Here is a 14,383-nt window from a genome sequence, read left to right as displayed (position 1 = left end):
CGCATGGTGGCCAACCGGCCCCTGCCGACTTCGGCCCAGGGCAATCCGCCCTGTAGTCATGGCGACGGCGGTCCGCCTGACCAACGGGCCGCCTTCCGACACGGCACAGCCATATCTGGGGGGACACCCATGTCCAGAATCACCCGCCGTCAGGCCCTGACCGCCGCCACGGGCGCGGCAGCCGGCCTCGCCATCACCGGCGCCGCCCGGGCCTCGTCCGGCACCGGAGCGCACCCGGCCGGCGGCCGGGACGAGCGTCCGGCCGACGGCCCCGCACCCTTCGACGAGGTCTACCTCGGACGCCGTATCCAGGGCGCCCCCGCGCACGGCAGTCACGGGGGCCACGGGAGCGGCCATGGTGGTCACCAGGCGCACGGTGGCCAGGGAGGCCACGAGGGCCACGGCGGCTACCGCGTGCACATCGACGGCGAGGAACTCCATGTGATGAGCAACGCCGACGGCACCTGGATCAGCGTCGTCAACCACTACGAGCCGCACCCGACCCCGCTCGCCGTGGCCCGCGCCGCCGTCGCCGAACTCCAGGGCGCCCACCTCGTTCCCCTCGACCTCGTCTGATCCAGGAGACCCGCCATGACCGTACGCAAGAACCAGGCGATTCTCTCCGCCGACGAGAAGCGCCGTTTCACCAACGCCGTGCTGGAGCTCAAGCGCAGCGGCCGCTACGACACCTTCGTCACCACCCACAACGCCTTCATCATGGGTGACACCGACACCGGCGACCGTGTGGGGCACCGTTCACCGTCCTTCCTGCCGTGGCACCGCCGATTCCTCATACAGTTCGAGCAGGCCCTCCAGTCCGTCGATCCCTCGGTGGCCCTGCCCTACTGGGACTGGACCGTGGACCGCACCCCCGCGTCGTCGCTGTGGGCGGCCGACTTCCTCGGCGGCACCGGCCGCAGCAGGGACGGCCAGGTGATGGACGGTCCGTTCGCCTTCTCCGGCGGCCGCTGGCCCGTCGGTGTCCGGGTGGACGGCCGCGGATATCTGCGCCGTGACCTGGGTGTCGGTGTCCGCCTGCTGCCGACCCGTGCCGAGGTCGACTCCGTCCTCGCCATGCCGGTCTACGACGCGCCGCCGTGGAACAGCGCGTCCAACAGCTTCCGCAACCACCTGGAGGGCTGGCGGGGCGTCAATCTGCACAACCGCGTCCACGTCTGGGTCGGCGGTCAGATGGGCACCGGTGTCTCACCGAACGACCCGGTGTTCTGGCTGCACCACGCCTTCATCGACAAGCTCTGGGCCGACTGGCAGACCCGGCACCCGGACTCGCCGTATCTCCCGGCCGCCGGCACGCCCGACGTCGTCGATCTGCGGGACACCATGCGCCCGTGGAACGACGTGACGCCGGCGGACATGCTCGACCACACCCCGCACTACACCTACGACACGGCCGCCTAGGCGTTGTCCGGCCCGTCGTCGGCGGTGGTCGGCTGCCGGGGCGAGATCCGGCCCGAGGCCGCAGCCGGCGCGGGCCGGGCCTGGAGCCGGGCCTGGATCAGGGCGTGGGTGCCACTGGTGCGCCAGGCCGCGCCCGTCCGGTCGAGGGCATCGGTCATCGCCTCGGTCAGTCCGACGATCACGTCGGACTTCAGTGTGCGCAGGGCCGCGACGGCCCCGGGGAAGTACGCCGTGACGTCCGCGAAGGGAGTCGTCGCCGGCCACAGCCGGTCGCCCACCAGGCGGCGGTAGTTGAGGTCGCCCTTCAGGATCGTCAGCGAGACGGACGCGAACTGCGTGCCGAGATCCTCGGGCATCTCCTCGTAGGGAAGCGGTGCGCAGAAGAACGGGTGCGCGCGCACCTCAAGGCGGCCGGTTCCCGCCGCGGTCCACAGCCGCCTGCCGATCTCGCCGGCCCGGCCGGACGCCCGGACGAGCCGGCGGAGACAGCCGACGACATCGGTGGTCGTCGCGTCGGAGACGTAGTACGGGTACGGCTTGACGTGCAGGACGACGTCGCTCGCGTGACCGCGTTCGAGGAGGTGGTCGACGAGGATGAGGTCGGGGATCAGTTCCCGCCCCGCGTTGTCGGCGACCACCGCGACGGTGGCCGGTGTCCCCACGGGCAGCATCGACCACAGCAGCGCGCTGTCGTCGGCCACCAGGCCGGCACCGGCACCGGTGTCGGTCCGGGCGGGCTCGTCGGCCGTGACACGGAAGCCGAGGTCGGCACGGTTGCCCCAGAGCGAGGCCTGAAGCAGCGCGGACGCCTGCGGTTCGGCGGGCAGATCGGCGAGTGCGTCGAGGGCCCGCAGCTCCTCGTCCACGACGGCGCTGCTCAGTTCGGCGTCCTTGAAGGGGGCGAACGGGTCCACACCCCGCCAGGGACCTTCGTCGAAGTATGCGAGGGCCGCGAGGAGCTTGCGGTAGAAGTAGCTCTCCGCCCACAGGAAGGGGGCGTCGAACCATGACCGTCCGAGGTACGGCTCCGCCCACTCCGACCAGAGCGCACGGTCCTTCGCCGTCGCGTCCAGGGGCTCGACGACTCCGTCGGTGATCTCGGCCAACAGGGCGTCGAGTGCCCGCTGTTGACGCGGGGCGTAGGGGAAGGCGTCGCGCACCTGCTGGATCAGGGCCGGATGGCGCCGGTTCAGGACGCCCCAGGCGAAGCTGCCGGGTTCATTGCACATGACCACCGGAGGACGGGAGTCCGGGACGTCGGAGGAACGGGGGTGGCGTGCTGGCATGTCGCTGAGCCCTTCGCGTATCGCTGGTCCGTGGGGCCGGCTCGTCGTCTCGTCCCGGAGTCGCGCTCCCCGTCAGGGGCGTTCACCGAGACCGGCCATCCTCGCGAGCCTGCGGTAGGAGTCGAGCAGTGACACGCGGTCGTACGTACTGGTCGTGATCAGCACCTCGTCGGCGGCGCTGTCCTTGACCACCGACTCGAGCGCGTCGAGGACCTGGTCCTCCGTCCCGGCGATGTGGCTCCGCAGCCCCGACTCGTAGAACTCCCGCTCCTTCGCGGTCATCGTCAGTGCCTCGATCCGCTCCGTTGGAAGGAGCGGGGGGAAGACGCCATGCGTGCGGGAGTACGCCATCGACCAGGCTTCCGGCATCAGCAACCGGTGGGCCTCCGCCTCCGTGGCGGCGACCGCGACCGTGCCGGAGATCGTCACATGGGGGAGATCGGACCAGACGGAGGGTCTGAAGTCGCGGCGGTAGCGTTCGACGCCGGCCAGCATCCGGTCCCGGCTCCGCAGGTCCCCGATGACCATCGGCAGTCCGGCCTCCGCCGCGATGCGCGCTCCCTCACCGGTGGCGAGGACGAACGGCGGGACCCGGAGGCCCTCCGCCGGGCGGGCGTGCACCTGAGGATGCGACGACTGCTCGCCGGTGAACCAGCCGAGCAGTTCCGTCAGCCGGCCGTCGAAGTCGTCCGCGTCCTTCTTGTCCCGGCCCAGCGCTCTGCGTATGCCGTCCGTGAAGCCGACCGACCGGCCCAGCCCCATGTCGATCCGGCCGGGGAACAGGGATTCCAGGACCCCGAACTGCTCGGCGACCACCAGGGGTTGGTGATTGGGCAGCATCACACCGCCCGTGCCCACCCGGATCGTGGAGGTCGCCGCCGCGACCGCCGCCGCCAGTACGGTCGGCGCGGAGCCGGCCACCCCGGGGACGCTGTGGTGCTCGGAGACCCAGAACCGGTGGTACCCGAGCGTCTCCAGCTCGCGGGCGAGGGACACCGTGTCCCGCAGGGCGGCGGGACCGTCGTACCCCTCGCGGGTGCGGGACCGGTCGAGTACGGACAGCCGGGTGGACGCGATCACAGAGCTCACACAGGGTGCAACGCCGTGGGCGCGTCAGGATTCCCGGGGCGGGCGAGCGCGAGCGGCGCGAGGACGGTGATCGACCCGGCTCATCGCGACGACGTGCCGGACGTTCCGCAGGTCATCGCTGTCTCCCTCACTGGGCCGCACGGGCGGCGTGGACCGAGGACGTGAGCGACGTGAACCAGGTGCACGGAGGGGCTGAGGCTCGCGGACGACCAGGCCAGACAGAGACGACCTGCCCGACGTGGACTCGCTCGACCGGCGTACCGCCGCCACGAGGGCCGGGCGGCACGCCGGGGTACGCAAGCGCCGTCGGGCGCGGCGTCGGACTCGGACCAGCCGCGGCTTCGTGGACACGGCCTAGGGTGGGTGCGTGACCCGAGACAGCAGGCCGCTGGCCGTATTCGACCTGGACGGAACCCTTGCCGACTCCGGACACCGGGAGCGGTTCCTGGAGCGCAGGCCGCGCGACTGGAACGCGTTCTTCGCCGCTGCGCCGAAGGATCCGCCGCTGAGCGAGGGTGTCGAGCTGTGTCTGCGGTTCGCCGAGGAGTGCGACATCGTCTACCTCACGGGCAGGCCGGAACGCTGCCGCAAGGACACGCTGGCCTGGCTCGCCGCGCAGGGACTGCCCGTGGGGCCGGTGCACATGCGGCGCAACGACGACCGCAGGCCCGCCCGCACCACCAAGGTGGAGATCCTGCGGCGGCTCGGCCGGGACCGGGAGATCCGGATGCTCGTGGACGACGACGAGCTGGTGTGCGACGCGGCCGAGAAGGCCGGTTTCCCGGTCGTACGGGCCGAATGGGCGGCCGGTACGACCGAGGCGATGAAGGAGGCGCAGGAACGGGAAGGCCGCACCTGATCCGCCGCCGAACCGGTGAGGCGGGTGCGGTCAGGCACCCTCCTCGAGCCGGAAGCCGACCTTCAGCCCGACCTGGTAGTGCTCGATCTCCCCGTCCACGATGTGGCCGCGGACCTGGGTCACCTCGAACCAGTCCAGCCCTCGGAGGGTCTGGCCGGCGCGCTTGATGCCGTTGCGGATGGCGGCGTCGATCCCTTCGGGGGAGGTGCCGACGATCTCGGTGACCCGGTAGGTGTGATTCGACATGGGTGTCGCACTCCTCTCGATGCGTTACTCCACCGTGCCCCACCAAGCCGCCGTGCGCGAGGCGTCGGGAGCAGGACGGTCGTCCGTCGAGGTGCCGAGCGCGAGCCGGGAGACGATGCGGTACCGGTCGCCGCGGTAGAGGGACCGTACGTACTCCACCGGCCGTCCGGCGGTGTCGGAGGTGACACGGTCGAACAGGAGGGCGGGGGAGAGCACCGGGACGCCCAGCAGCACGGCCTCGTCCTCGCTCAGCACGGTCGGCTCGATCGACTGCACGGCCTGGGCGGTCCGCACTCCGCGCGCCTCGCGGAGATGGGTGTAGAAGCCCGCCTCCATCTGCTCCGCGGTGAGCCCGGGGACCAGGGCTGCCGGGATATGCAGATACTCCAGCGCGATGGGCGTGCCGTCGACGAGGCGCAGCCGCGCGACGTGCACGAGCTCGTCGGCGGGGGACACCTTCAGGCGCCGCCCGATCCGGGCGCCCGCGCTCACCGTGCTGAACTCCAGAACCCGGCTCGACCAGGCGCCCGTCGCCTCCGGTGCCGAGGCGGGATGGCGGTCGGAGACGAGTTCCTGGGTGATTTTGGCGGGGGCGACGAACATGCCGCGGCCGTGTTCGCGGACGAGTTGTCCGGTGGCGACGAGTTCGTCGACGGCGGCGCGGAGGGTGGGGCGGGAGACGCCGAGTTCGGCGCTGAGGGTGCGTTCGGAGGGGATGGCGTCGCCGGGCCTGCGGTCCTCGACCAGCGTCAGCAGATACGCGCGCACCCGCTCCCGCTTGAGCACCGTGCGGGGAGAGCGGGTGCCGGGCATCCTCGCCCTCCTGAACTGCGGGCCGGTCCGGGGCGGAGCCGGCGGTGGGCCTTCGAGGATACGGGCAGCGCTGCGGGCACCCGCGGGCGGCACTCACCGCCGGGTCAGTGGGCGGCCACGGTCGGCAGGCCCTGCGCGTGGCAAAGGTGTGCGGCCGGATGTGGTGCGGCGAGCCCCCAGGGGTGAGCAGCCGTTCCGTTCGACGGCCGCCCTGTTCAGTAGGCGTCGCCCGTGGTGGAGGAATTGATGATGTCGCCGTGTGCGAAGTCGCCCGGCGGGATGCCGGGATGATGGCCCTCCGGGCGCGGACACGGCACGGAGGTGCCGAGGGCGAGCCGGGAGACGATGCGGTACCGGTCGCCCCGGTAGACGGAGTGGACGTACTCGACGGGGTTCTGCGCCGTGTCGGTGGTCAGCCGTTCCACCAGCAGCGCGGGGGAGAGGACCGGGACGTCGAGCACGGCCGCCTCGGCCTCGTTGACCACGGTCGGCTCGATGGACTGGACGGCCTCGTTCACGAAGACGCGGTGATGCTCGCGCAGATGGTCGTAGAGATCGCCGGCCCCCAGCTCCTGAGGGGTGAGGGTGGGGACCAGTTCGGCGGGGATGTGCAGATGCTCGATGGCCATCGGAGACCCGTCGACCAGCCGCAGCCGGGCGATGTAGACCAGTTCGGCGGCCGGTGAGATGCGCAGCTTGCGGCCGATGCGGGCCCCCGCACGGATCGTGGCCAGCTCCAGCACGGTGCTGGACCAGGTGCCCGCGGCGCGTGGCACGGCGAACGCGGCGTCGTCGGAGACGAGTTCCTGGGTGATTTTGGCGGGGGCGACGAACATGCCGCGGCCGTGTTCGCGGACGAGTTGTCCGGTGGCGACGAGTTCGTCGACGGCGGCGCGGAGGGTGGGGCGGGAGACGCCGAGTTCGGCGCTGAGGGTGCGTTCGGAGGGGATGGCGTCGCCGGGCCTGCGGTCCTCGACCAGTGCGAGCAGGAACTCCCGTACCCGCTCCCGCTTCAGTACGGCACCCGAAGTGCTGCGTTCCATCGCCCCGGCCTCTCTCTGTGGTCCGCCTCGTCGACAACTGGTCAGATGGTAAACGACGTTCTGACCACTGAGGCTCCGTCGGGTCCATGGCCGACTCCGTGAACAACCCAGCTTTTCAGGGCTCTTGACGTCAACATTGGTCCATGCCACCTTCTAGCCACACCGTTGGCCAGTTGACCAATTGGTCAACTCATCTCCGAGGTGACATCCGTGAAGACTCGCTTCATCGCCGCTGCCGCCGCCCTGGCAGCCACCACCGCGCTCACCGCCTGCAGCACGTCGTCCTCCGGCTCCGGATCGGCGAGCGGCGACGAACGGCTCACCGTCTGGATCATGAAAGACAGCGTCTCCGACGCATATCTCCAGCGGTTCACCGAGGCGTTCGAGAAGGAGCACCGGGGCACCACCCTCGACATCCAGATCCAGGAGTGGGACGGCATCGGTGAGAAGGTCACCGCCGCCCTGGCCAGCAAGGACGCACCGGACGTCATCGAAGTGGGCAACACCCAGGTCGCGCAGTACGCGGCCAGCGGCGGTGTCACCGACCTCGGCTCCAAGGTCACCGAACTGAAGGGCGCCGACTGGCTCCCCGGACTCGCGGAACCGGGCAAGGTCGACGGCAAGCAGTACGGCATTCCCTGGTACGCGGCGAACCGGGTGGTGATCTACAACAAGGACCTCTTCGGCAAGGCCGGCATCACCGCGCCGCCGAAGACGCGCGACGAGTGGCTCGCCATCACCCGCAAACTCAACGCGGGCCCGGTGCAGGGAATTTATCTACCCGGCCAGAACTGGTACACCCTCGCCGGGTTCATCTGGGAGGACGGCGGCGAACTCGCCGAGGAGAGCGGTGGTGCCTGGCAGGGCTCGCTCGACAGCCCGGAGGCCCTGAAGGGCATGGACTTCTACCGGCAGCTCCAGGCGCTCGGCAAGGGGCCCAAGGACTCCGACGAGGCCAAGCCGCCCCAGGCCGACGTGTTCGCCAAGGGTGACGTGGCCCAGATCATCTCCGTGCCCGGCGGGGCGAAGATCGTCGAACAGGCCAATCCGTCGCTCGCCGGCAAGCTCGGCTTCTTTCCGATCCCCGGCCGGACCGCGGACAAGCCCGGGGCCACCTTCACCGGCGGCTCCGACCTGATCGTGCCGGCCGCCTCCGCCCACCAGGACGCCGCCTACCAGGTGGTGAAGGCGCTCGCGGGGGAGAAGTGGCAGAGCGACCTCGCCAGAACCATGAGCTACGTCCCCAACCGGACCTCGCTCGCCAAGGTGATCGAGGACAACGAGGGCACGGCGGCGATGGCGGCGGCGGCCGCCCAGGGCCGGGCAACTCCCAACTCCCCGCAGTGGGCGGCCGTCGAGGCCACCAACCCGATCAAGCAGTACATGACCGCCGTTCTCACCGGCAGCGACCCCGCGAAGGCGGCGAAGAAAGCCTCCGACAGCATCACCAAGACCCTCGGCTCATGAGGGCCGGCCCCCGCGCCCTCTGGCCCTATCTGCTGATCGCCCCCACCGTCGTCGGCGCGGCCTTCCTCCTCGCCTATCCACTGGTCCGCAACCTGGTCATCTCCTTCCAGCACTACGGAATGGCGGAGCTGATCCGCGGTGGCGCCGGCTTCGCGGGCCTGGAGAACTACCGGGAGATCCTCGGCGACACGGCCTTCTGGGAGGTCGTGCGGCGCACCCTGTGGTGGACCGTCCTCAACGTCGTACTGATCATGGTGCTCGGCACCGTCGTCGCCCTGATGCTCCAGCGACTGCGCAAGGGCCCGCGGATCCTGGTGATGAGCGGACTGGTCCTCGCCTGGGCCAGCCCGGTCATCGCCACCACCACCGTCTTCCAGTGGCTCTTCTCCTCACGCCTCGGCGTGGTCAACTGGCTACTCGTCCGGCTGGGGTTCGAGTCCTTCCGGGACTACTCCTGGCTCGCGCACGGCGGTTCCGCCTTCACCATCCTCGTCCTGCTGGTCGTCTGGCAGTCCGTGCCGTTCGTCGCCGTCACCCTGCACGCCGCCCTGACCACCGTCCCCGCCGAACTGGTCGAATCGGCCCGGATCGACGGCGCGGGCGGCTGGCGGATCTTTCACTCCGTCACACTGCCCGTCCTGCGCCCGGTCTTCGGTCTCGTCCTGTGCCTCGAAGTCATCTGGGTCTTCCGCTGCTTCGCCCAGATCTGGGCCGTCACCAAGGGCGGGCCCGGCGGCGCGACCACCACCCTGCCGGTCTACGCCTACCAGGTCGCGCAGTCCCTGCACCGATACGACCTCGGGGCTGCCGCGGCCACCCTGACCGTGCTCATCCTGCTGGCAGCGCTGATCCTCTACTTCCGGCAGATGTTCCGTCAGGAGGCCGAGCTGTGAGACTCCCGCGACCCGGACCCGCCGCACTGCGCCGGCTCCCGCTGAACACGGCGGCGCTGATCGCCTTCGTCCTCAGCGTCTTCCCCGTCTACTGGATGATCCTGACCGCCTTCAAGCCCACCCGGGACATCCAGGCCGAGACACCCGTCTTCCTGCCCACCGACCTCACGCTCGACCACTTCTCCGCGGCCGTGAACGCCGACGGGTTCTGGTCCTTCTGGCGCAACAGCCTGCTGGTGACCGCCAGTTGTGTCCTGCTCGCTCTGGTCGTGGCGCTGGGCGCGGCCTTCGCCGTGGCCCGGCTGCGCTGGCGGGGCCGTCGAGGCTTCGTGCTGATGGTCTTCGTCGCCCAGGTCGCGCCCTGGGAGGCGCTGCTGATCCCGATGTACGTCATCGCCCGCGACACCGACATGCTCGACCGGCTCGCCACCCTGAGCCTCGTCTACTTCATGATCACACTGCCCTTCACCATCGTGACCCTGCGCAGCTTCCTCACCGGGATCCCCGTGGAACTGGAGGAGGCCGCCCAGGTCGACGGCTGCACCCGGGCCGCCGCCTTCCGCCGGGTGACGCTGCCGCTGCTCGCCCCCGGTCTGCTCGCCACCTCGCTGTTCGGCTTCATCACGGCCTGGAACGAGTTCGCCTTCGCCAACATGCTGATCATCAAGAACCAGGACGACCGCACCCTCCCGGTCTGGCTCTCCTCGTTCTCGAACGTCTTCGGCACCGACTGGGGCGCCACCATGGCCGCCTCCACCCTCTTCGCGCTGCCCGTCCTCGTCCTCTTCCTGGTGCTCCAGAGCCGGGTCTCCGCCGGAATGACCGGCGGAGCGGTCAAGGGATAGGAGAAGCCGCATGCCGCTGTCCCGTCATCGCATCGACGTGGTGCCCCGGCCGTCCCAACTCACGGTCACGAACGGCCGGTTCACCTTCGACGACCGTACGTCCGTCCGCGCGGCGCCCGGCGCCGAGCCCGCGGCCGCGCTGCTGCGCACCCTGCTCGCCCCCGCCACGGGACTGCCGCTGCCCCTCGCCGCGGACGGCCGCGTGGTCATCGCCCTCGACGCCGGCCTCACCGGACTCGGCACGGAGGGGTACGGACTCACCGTGGGCGCCGACGCGGTACTGCTGCGGGCCGGCCGCCCCGAGGGGCTGGTCCACGGGGTCCAGACGATCCGTCAACTGCTGCCGCCCGAGGCGCTCTCCGGGAGCCCGGTGCGGGGCACCCCGTGGTCCGTGCCCTGTGTGCAGATCACCGACGTCCCCAGGTTCGCCTGGCGCGGAGCCATGCTGGATGTGGCCCGGCACTTCCAGCCCGTGTCCTTCCTGCGGCGCTTCACCGACCTGCTGGCCCTGCACAAGCTGAACGTGCTGCACCTGCATCTCACCGACGACCAGGGCTGGCGTATGCCCGTCGCCGCCCACCCGAAGCTCACCGAGGTCGGCGGAACCCCGCACGGCGGTGCGTACACCCGGCAGGAACTCGCCGGGCTGATCGACCACGCCGCCGCACGCGGCATCACCGTCGTACCGGAGATCGAGATGCCGGGCCATGCGCGCGCGGCGCTCGCCGCCTACCCGCATCTGGGCAACCGTCCCGGGCGGCAGTTGGAGGTCTGGCGCCGATGGGGTGTGTGCGACACGGTCCTCGGGGTCCACGACGAGGTCCTGGACTTCTGCCGCACTGTCCTCGACGAGGTGATGGACACCTTTCCCTCGCGCTACGTCCACCTGGGCGGCGAGGAGTGCCCGACGACGGAATGGCACCGGTCGCCCGCCGCGCTCGCCCGGGTCGCCGAGCAAGGGCTTGCGGGTCCCGACGCCCTGCACGGCTGGTTCATGGGCCGTATGGGCGAGTTCGTCACGGAGCGCGGCCGACGCCCGCTCGGCTGGACCGAGACCGGTGTCGATCTGCCGGAGACCTTCACCGTGCTGCCGTGGCGGGACCAGCGGCACGGCCTCGCAGCCGCCCGTGGTGGCCGGCAGGTGATCATGGCGCCGTACCGCTCCACGTACCTCGACTACCGCCAGTCCGCACTGCCCGGTGAGCCGCCCGGTCAGCCGGGCCGGGTCGTCGACCTGCGGACCGTCCACGCGACCGATCCGGCGCCCGCTCACTGGGAGCCGGAGGCCGCGGCCCGGGTGCTCGGCACACAGGCCCAGTTGTGGACCGAGTACGTCACCACCCCCGCGCACGCCGAATATCTCGCCTTCCCCCGGCTGTGCGCGCTCGCCGACACCGCCTGGTCCGGCGGCCACGACTGGCCCGGATTCCAGGCGTGTATGCACCGCCACAGAGCCCGGCTCGACGCGCTCGGCGTGCCGGACCGGCCCCCCGTGCTCCACCCGTCCCGAGAGGATTCCCCATGAGCCTCAGTCCCCTGCGCCTTCGAGCCGCCGTGGCCGCCGCGGCCGTGGCCGGCCTCGGCTGCGCGACGCTGACCGCGTTGCCGGCGGCCGCCGCCGGCGAACAGGTCAAGGTCCAGTACCGGCAGAGCGCCACCGGCAGCGACCAGGCCGAGCCCTGGTTCAAGGTGGTCAACACCGGCAGCAGTTCGGTCCCGCTGAGCCAGGTGAAGATCCGCTACTACTTCAAGGCCGACGCGGGAGCCTCGTACCGCTTCGCCTGCTCCTGGGCGGTGAAGGGCTGTGCCCACATCACGGGCACCTTCGGCACCCTGACCCGGTCCACGGCCGACGCCGACCGCTATCTGGAGATCGGCTTCACGGCCGGCGCGGGATCGCTCGCCGCCGGCGCGGACACCGGCGACATGCAACTGCGGTTCCACCGCAGCGACTGGCAGGCGATCAACCAGCACGACGACTACTCCTTCGCCGCCTCCCAGACGGCTTACGCCGACTGGTCCAAGGTCACCGCGACCGTCGGTGGTACGACCGTGTGGGGAACCGCCCCGGCGGGCAACGACCCCGACCCGGATCCGACCGACCCCACCGACCCGCCCGGCGACGGCGCCACGCTCTTCGACGACTTCACCTACACCTCGCACACCGACCCTGCGCTCAACGCCCATGGCTGGCACGTTCGTTCCAACTCCGGCGGACCCGGAGTGCCGGGCGCGGCCTGGGTACCGGAGAACGTCACCTTCGCCAGGGAGGGGGCCAACTCGATCATGAACCTGGAGACCTCCACGGCTGGTACGGCTGCTTCCACCGAGCAGACCGAAGTCCTCACCCGGGCCATGAAGTTCAAGAACGGCACCTACGCGGCACGCGTGAGGTTCTCCGACGCCCCGCGGTCGGGCCCCGACGGCGACCGCCTCGTCCAGACCTTCTTCACCATCAACGACCTCACGGCGCCGATGGCGGACGACTACGCCGAGTACGACTTCGAGTACCTGCCCAACGGCGGCTGGGGCGAGCCCGCCAACATCCTCTACACGACGTCGTGGGAGACCTACCGGCCCGACCCCTGGGAGGCCGTCAACCAGCACTCGGAGGCACGCACCAGCTACGCCGGCTGGCACGACCTCGTCGTCACCATCGACAACAGCGCCATCACCTACTACGTCGACGGCACCCTGTTCGGCCGGCACGACGCCCGGTATCTGCCCGAGCGCCCCATGTCCATCAACGTCAACCAGTGGCTCATCGATCTCGCGGGCCAGACCAGCACCACCCCGCGCTCGTACGACCAGAAGGTCGACTACGTGCTGCATGTGAAGGATCGGGTGCTCACTCCCGCGCAGGTGAGCGCCCGGGTGGCCGCCTTCCGTTCCGCCGGGACGGCCTTCCAGGACACGGTGCCCGGCACCGGCTGACCGTCGCCGCGGGGGCGGGTGCCGTGGCGCGCCCGCCCCAGCGTGCGAACCCCCGGCCGACCGCCGGGGTTGACCCGGGCATTGGTACATACCAAACTCCACCCACACCCGTGCGAGCGCGGAGCGCGCTTCCCCCCATGTCGGGTCCACTCCCGTGCCCTCTCGCCGAAGGTGACCGCTGTGAAGAACTTCCGTGCCCTGTCCGTCGCGCTCGTCTCCGCGCTCACGCTCACCGGCTGCGGGGTGATCCCCGGCACCGGATCGGACACCCGGACCGTGCGGATCTGGCTGATGCAGGACAGCGTCTCCGACGACTTCCTGCAGCGGTTCACCACCTCGTACGAGAAGGACAACCCCTCCGTGGAGCTCGACGTCACCTTCCAGGAGTGGACGGGCATCGGGAAGAAGGTCATGGCCGCGCTGGAGAGCGGTAAGGGGCCCGACATCATCGAGGTCGGCAACACCCAGGTCGCCCAGTACGCGGAGAGCGACGCCCTGCTGGACCTCACGCTGGAGTCCGTACGCGACCTCGGCAACGAGCAGTGGCTGCCGGGGCTCGCCGAACCCGGCAGCATCAACGGCTCCCAGTACGGCATTCCCTGGTACGCGGCCAACCGCGTCGTGATCTACAACAAGGACCTCTTCGCCGACGCCGGGATCACCGCGCTCCCCAAGACCAGGGCGCAGTGGCTCGACGCCTCGGAACAGCTCGACGGCAACGGCGTCCAGGGCATCTATCTCTCCGGCCAGGACTGGTACACCCTGTCCGGCTTCATCTGGGACGAGGGCGGGGACCTGGCCGTCGAGAGCGGCGGCGACTGGCAGGGCACCCTCGACACCCCGGCGGCGCTGCGCGGCATGGCCTTCTACAAGGAACTCCAGGCACACGGTGACGGGCCCAAGGCCGCCGACGAGCAGACCCCGCCCCAGGCCGAGGTCTTCGCCCGGGGCAATGTCGCCCAGATCATCGCCGTGCCCGGTGCCGCGACCGTCATCGAGAAGGCCAACCCCGGCCTGAAGGGCAAGCTGGGCTACTTCCCCGTGCCCGGCAAGACGGCCGAGAGACCCGGGTCCGTCTTCACCGGCGGCTCCGACCTGATCGTCCCGGAGAAGGCCCGCGAACGGGGGGCGGCCATCGAGGTCGTCAAGGCGCTGGCCGGGACACGCTGGCAGACCGATCTCGCCCGTACCATGAACTACGTCCCCAACAAGACGACCCTCGCCGGCGTGCTCAAAGGCGAGGAGGGCACGGCCGCGATGGCCGCCGGAGCCGCGCAGGGCCGGGCGACCCCCAACTCTCCGCAGTGGGCCGAGGTCGAGGCCGACAACCCGATCAAGACCTATATGACCGCCGTTCTTCAGGGGAAGAACGCAGCACGTGCGGCGCGGCAGGCCTCCGAGCGCATCACGGACGTCCTCGCACGCGGGTGACACCCCGGCATTCAGCCGTCGCACATCCACTCTCCGCCAGGCTGTCATGTCGAATCCA

The 14,383-nt window shown here is 70.5% G+C and carries 15 protein-coding genes; 9 read left to right on the top strand and 6 right to left on the bottom strand.

From position 1 onward, the window contains the following. The first annotated feature begins 129 nt into the window (after positions 1-129). Together melC1 and melC2 are read left to right on the top strand one after the other, a co-directional pair. Positions 130-576, top strand: a complete 447-nt coding sequence (melC1, locus tag ABTX78_RS22490; protein ID WP_352208562.1) for an apotyrosinase chaperone MelC1 — start codon at positions 130-132, stop codon at positions 574-576. Positions 577-591: 15 nt separating this feature from the next. Further along, positions 592-1,419: a tyrosinase MelC2 gene (melC2, locus tag ABTX78_RS22485; RefSeq protein WP_352208561.1), complete on the top strand. Its 828-nt coding sequence runs from the start codon at positions 592-594 to the stop codon at positions 1,417-1,419. On the opposite strand, the gene ABTX78_RS22480 is transcribed toward melC2, so the two are convergent. After that, positions 1,416-2,705, bottom strand: a complete 1,290-nt coding sequence (locus tag ABTX78_RS22480; protein ID WP_502993928.1) for a damage-control phosphatase ARMT1 family protein — start codon at positions 2,703-2,705, stop codon at positions 1,416-1,418. The genes melC2 and ABTX78_RS22480 overlap by 4 nt on opposite strands. Positions 2,706-2,777: 72 nt before the next feature. Continuing rightward, positions 2,778-3,794, bottom strand: coding sequence for an MsnO8 family LLM class oxidoreductase (locus ABTX78_RS22475; RefSeq protein ID WP_352208560.1), 1,017 nt, complete (start codon positions 3,792-3,794; stop codon positions 2,778-2,780). Positions 3,795-4,161: 367 nt separating this feature from the next. On the opposite strand from ABTX78_RS22475, the gene ABTX78_RS22470 reads away from it, so the two are divergent. Further along, on the top strand, positions 4,162-4,653 hold the full coding sequence (locus ABTX78_RS22470; protein WP_352208559.1) for a phosphatase domain-containing protein: 492 nt from the start codon (positions 4,162-4,164) through the stop codon (positions 4,651-4,653). 30 nt (positions 4,654-4,683) lie between these two features. Here the strand turns inward: ABTX78_RS22470 and ABTX78_RS22465 are convergent, their stop codons facing one another. The 4 genes from ABTX78_RS22465 to ABTX78_RS36175 all read right to left on the bottom strand — a co-directional run bounded on the left by ABTX78_RS22465 (position 4,684) and on the right by ABTX78_RS36175 (position 7,090). After that, the gene (locus ABTX78_RS22465) at positions 4,684-4,899 is read right to left on the bottom strand and encodes a dodecin (protein WP_313942740.1); all 216 of its coding nucleotides are present in this window, start codon (positions 4,897-4,899) and stop codon (positions 4,684-4,686) included. 24 nt (positions 4,900-4,923) lie between these two features. After that, positions 4,924-5,712 carry a GntR family transcriptional regulator gene (locus ABTX78_RS22460; protein ID WP_352208558.1) on the bottom strand — a complete coding sequence of 263 codons (789 nt, stop codon included), beginning with the start codon at positions 5,710-5,712 and terminating at the stop codon, positions 4,924-4,926. Between the two features lie 215 nt (positions 5,713-5,927). Then, positions 5,928-6,755, bottom strand: coding sequence for a GntR family transcriptional regulator (locus ABTX78_RS22455; RefSeq protein ID WP_352208557.1), 828 nt, complete (start codon positions 6,753-6,755; stop codon positions 5,928-5,930). 185 nt (positions 6,756-6,940) lie between these two features. Then, on the bottom strand, positions 6,941-7,090 hold the full coding sequence (locus tag ABTX78_RS36175; protein ID WP_502993927.1) for a hypothetical protein: 150 nt from the start codon (positions 7,088-7,090) through the stop codon (positions 6,941-6,943). On the opposite strand from ABTX78_RS36175, the gene ABTX78_RS22450 reads away from it, so the two are divergent. The 6 genes from ABTX78_RS22450 to ABTX78_RS22425 all read left to right on the top strand — a co-directional run bounded on the left by ABTX78_RS22450 (position 7,089) and on the right by ABTX78_RS22425 (position 14,325). After that, the gene (locus tag ABTX78_RS22450; protein WP_502993926.1) at positions 7,089-8,222 is read left to right on the top strand and encodes an extracellular solute-binding protein; all 1,134 of its coding nucleotides are present in this window, start codon (positions 7,089-7,091) and stop codon (positions 8,220-8,222) included. The two genes, ABTX78_RS36175 and ABTX78_RS22450, sit on opposite strands and share 2 nt — an antisense overlap. Further along, positions 8,219-9,115, top strand: a complete 897-nt coding sequence (locus tag ABTX78_RS22445) for a carbohydrate ABC transporter permease (protein WP_352208556.1) — start codon at positions 8,219-8,221, stop codon at positions 9,113-9,115. Before ABTX78_RS22450 ends, ABTX78_RS22445 begins: the two co-directional genes overlap by 4 nt. 95 nt (positions 9,116-9,210) lie before the next feature. Next, on the top strand, positions 9,211-9,960 hold the full coding sequence (locus ABTX78_RS22440) for a carbohydrate ABC transporter permease (protein ID WP_352208582.1): 750 nt from the start codon (positions 9,211-9,213) through the stop codon (positions 9,958-9,960). 10 nt (positions 9,961-9,970) lie between these two features. Further along, entirely contained in the window at positions 9,971-11,485 is a 1,515-nt protein-coding gene (locus ABTX78_RS22435; protein ID WP_352208555.1) for a beta-N-acetylhexosaminidase, read from the top strand. Continuing rightward, a complete protein-coding gene (locus ABTX78_RS22430) occupies positions 11,482-12,894 on the top strand; it encodes a cellulose binding domain-containing protein (protein WP_352208554.1) in 1,413 nt (470 codons plus the stop codon). Before ABTX78_RS22435 ends, ABTX78_RS22430 begins: the two co-directional genes overlap by 4 nt. Positions 12,895-13,074: 180 nt before the next feature. Then, entirely contained in the window at positions 13,075-14,325 is a 1,251-nt protein-coding gene (locus ABTX78_RS22425) for an extracellular solute-binding protein (protein ID WP_352208553.1), read from the top strand. The last annotated feature ends 58 nt before the right edge of the window (positions 14,326-14,383 follow it).

It is taken from the genome of Streptomyces sp. NPDC096193 (genome assembly GCF_040302905.1).
Lineage (GTDB): Bacteria > Actinomycetota > Actinomycetes > Streptomycetales > Streptomycetaceae > Streptomyces.
The sequence above is the reverse complement of the archived record's forward strand: the minus strand, read 5'-3'. Positions and strand labels throughout refer to the sequence as shown.

Coding starts and splice junctions, on each gene's coding strand:
- melC1 (WP_352208562.1), top strand. CDS start 130: ATGTCCAGAATCACCCGCCGTCAGGCCCTGACCGCCGCCACGGGCGCG.
- melC2 (WP_352208561.1), top strand. CDS start 592: ATGACCGTACGCAAGAACCAGGCGATTCTCTCCGCCGACGAGAAGCGC.
- ABTX78_RS22480 (WP_502993928.1), bottom strand. CDS start 2,705: ATGCCAGCACGCCACCCCCGTTCCTCCGACGTCCCGGACTCCCGTCCT.
- ABTX78_RS22465 (WP_313942740.1), bottom strand. CDS start 4,899: ATGTCGAATCACACCTACCGGGTCACCGAGATCGTCGGCACCTCCCCC.
- ABTX78_RS22460 (WP_352208558.1), bottom strand. CDS start 5,712: ATGCCCGGCACCCGCTCTCCCCGCACGGTGCTCAAGCGGGAGCGGGTG.
- ABTX78_RS22455 (WP_352208557.1), bottom strand. CDS start 6,755: ATGGAACGCAGCACTTCGGGTGCCGTACTGAAGCGGGAGCGGGTACGG.
- ABTX78_RS22450 (WP_502993926.1), top strand. CDS start 7,089: ATGAAAGACAGCGTCTCCGACGCATATCTCCAGCGGTTCACCGAGGCG.
- ABTX78_RS36175 (WP_502993927.1), bottom strand. CDS start 7,090: ATGATCCAGACGGTGAGCCGTTCGTCGCCGCTCGCCGATCCGGAGCCG.
- ABTX78_RS22445 (WP_352208556.1), top strand. CDS start 8,219: ATGAGGGCCGGCCCCCGCGCCCTCTGGCCCTATCTGCTGATCGCCCCC.
- ABTX78_RS22440 (WP_352208582.1), top strand. CDS start 9,211: ATGATCCTGACCGCCTTCAAGCCCACCCGGGACATCCAGGCCGAGACA.
- ABTX78_RS22435 (WP_352208555.1), top strand. CDS start 9,971: ATGCCGCTGTCCCGTCATCGCATCGACGTGGTGCCCCGGCCGTCCCAA.
- ABTX78_RS22430 (WP_352208554.1), top strand. CDS start 11,482: ATGAGCCTCAGTCCCCTGCGCCTTCGAGCCGCCGTGGCCGCCGCGGCC.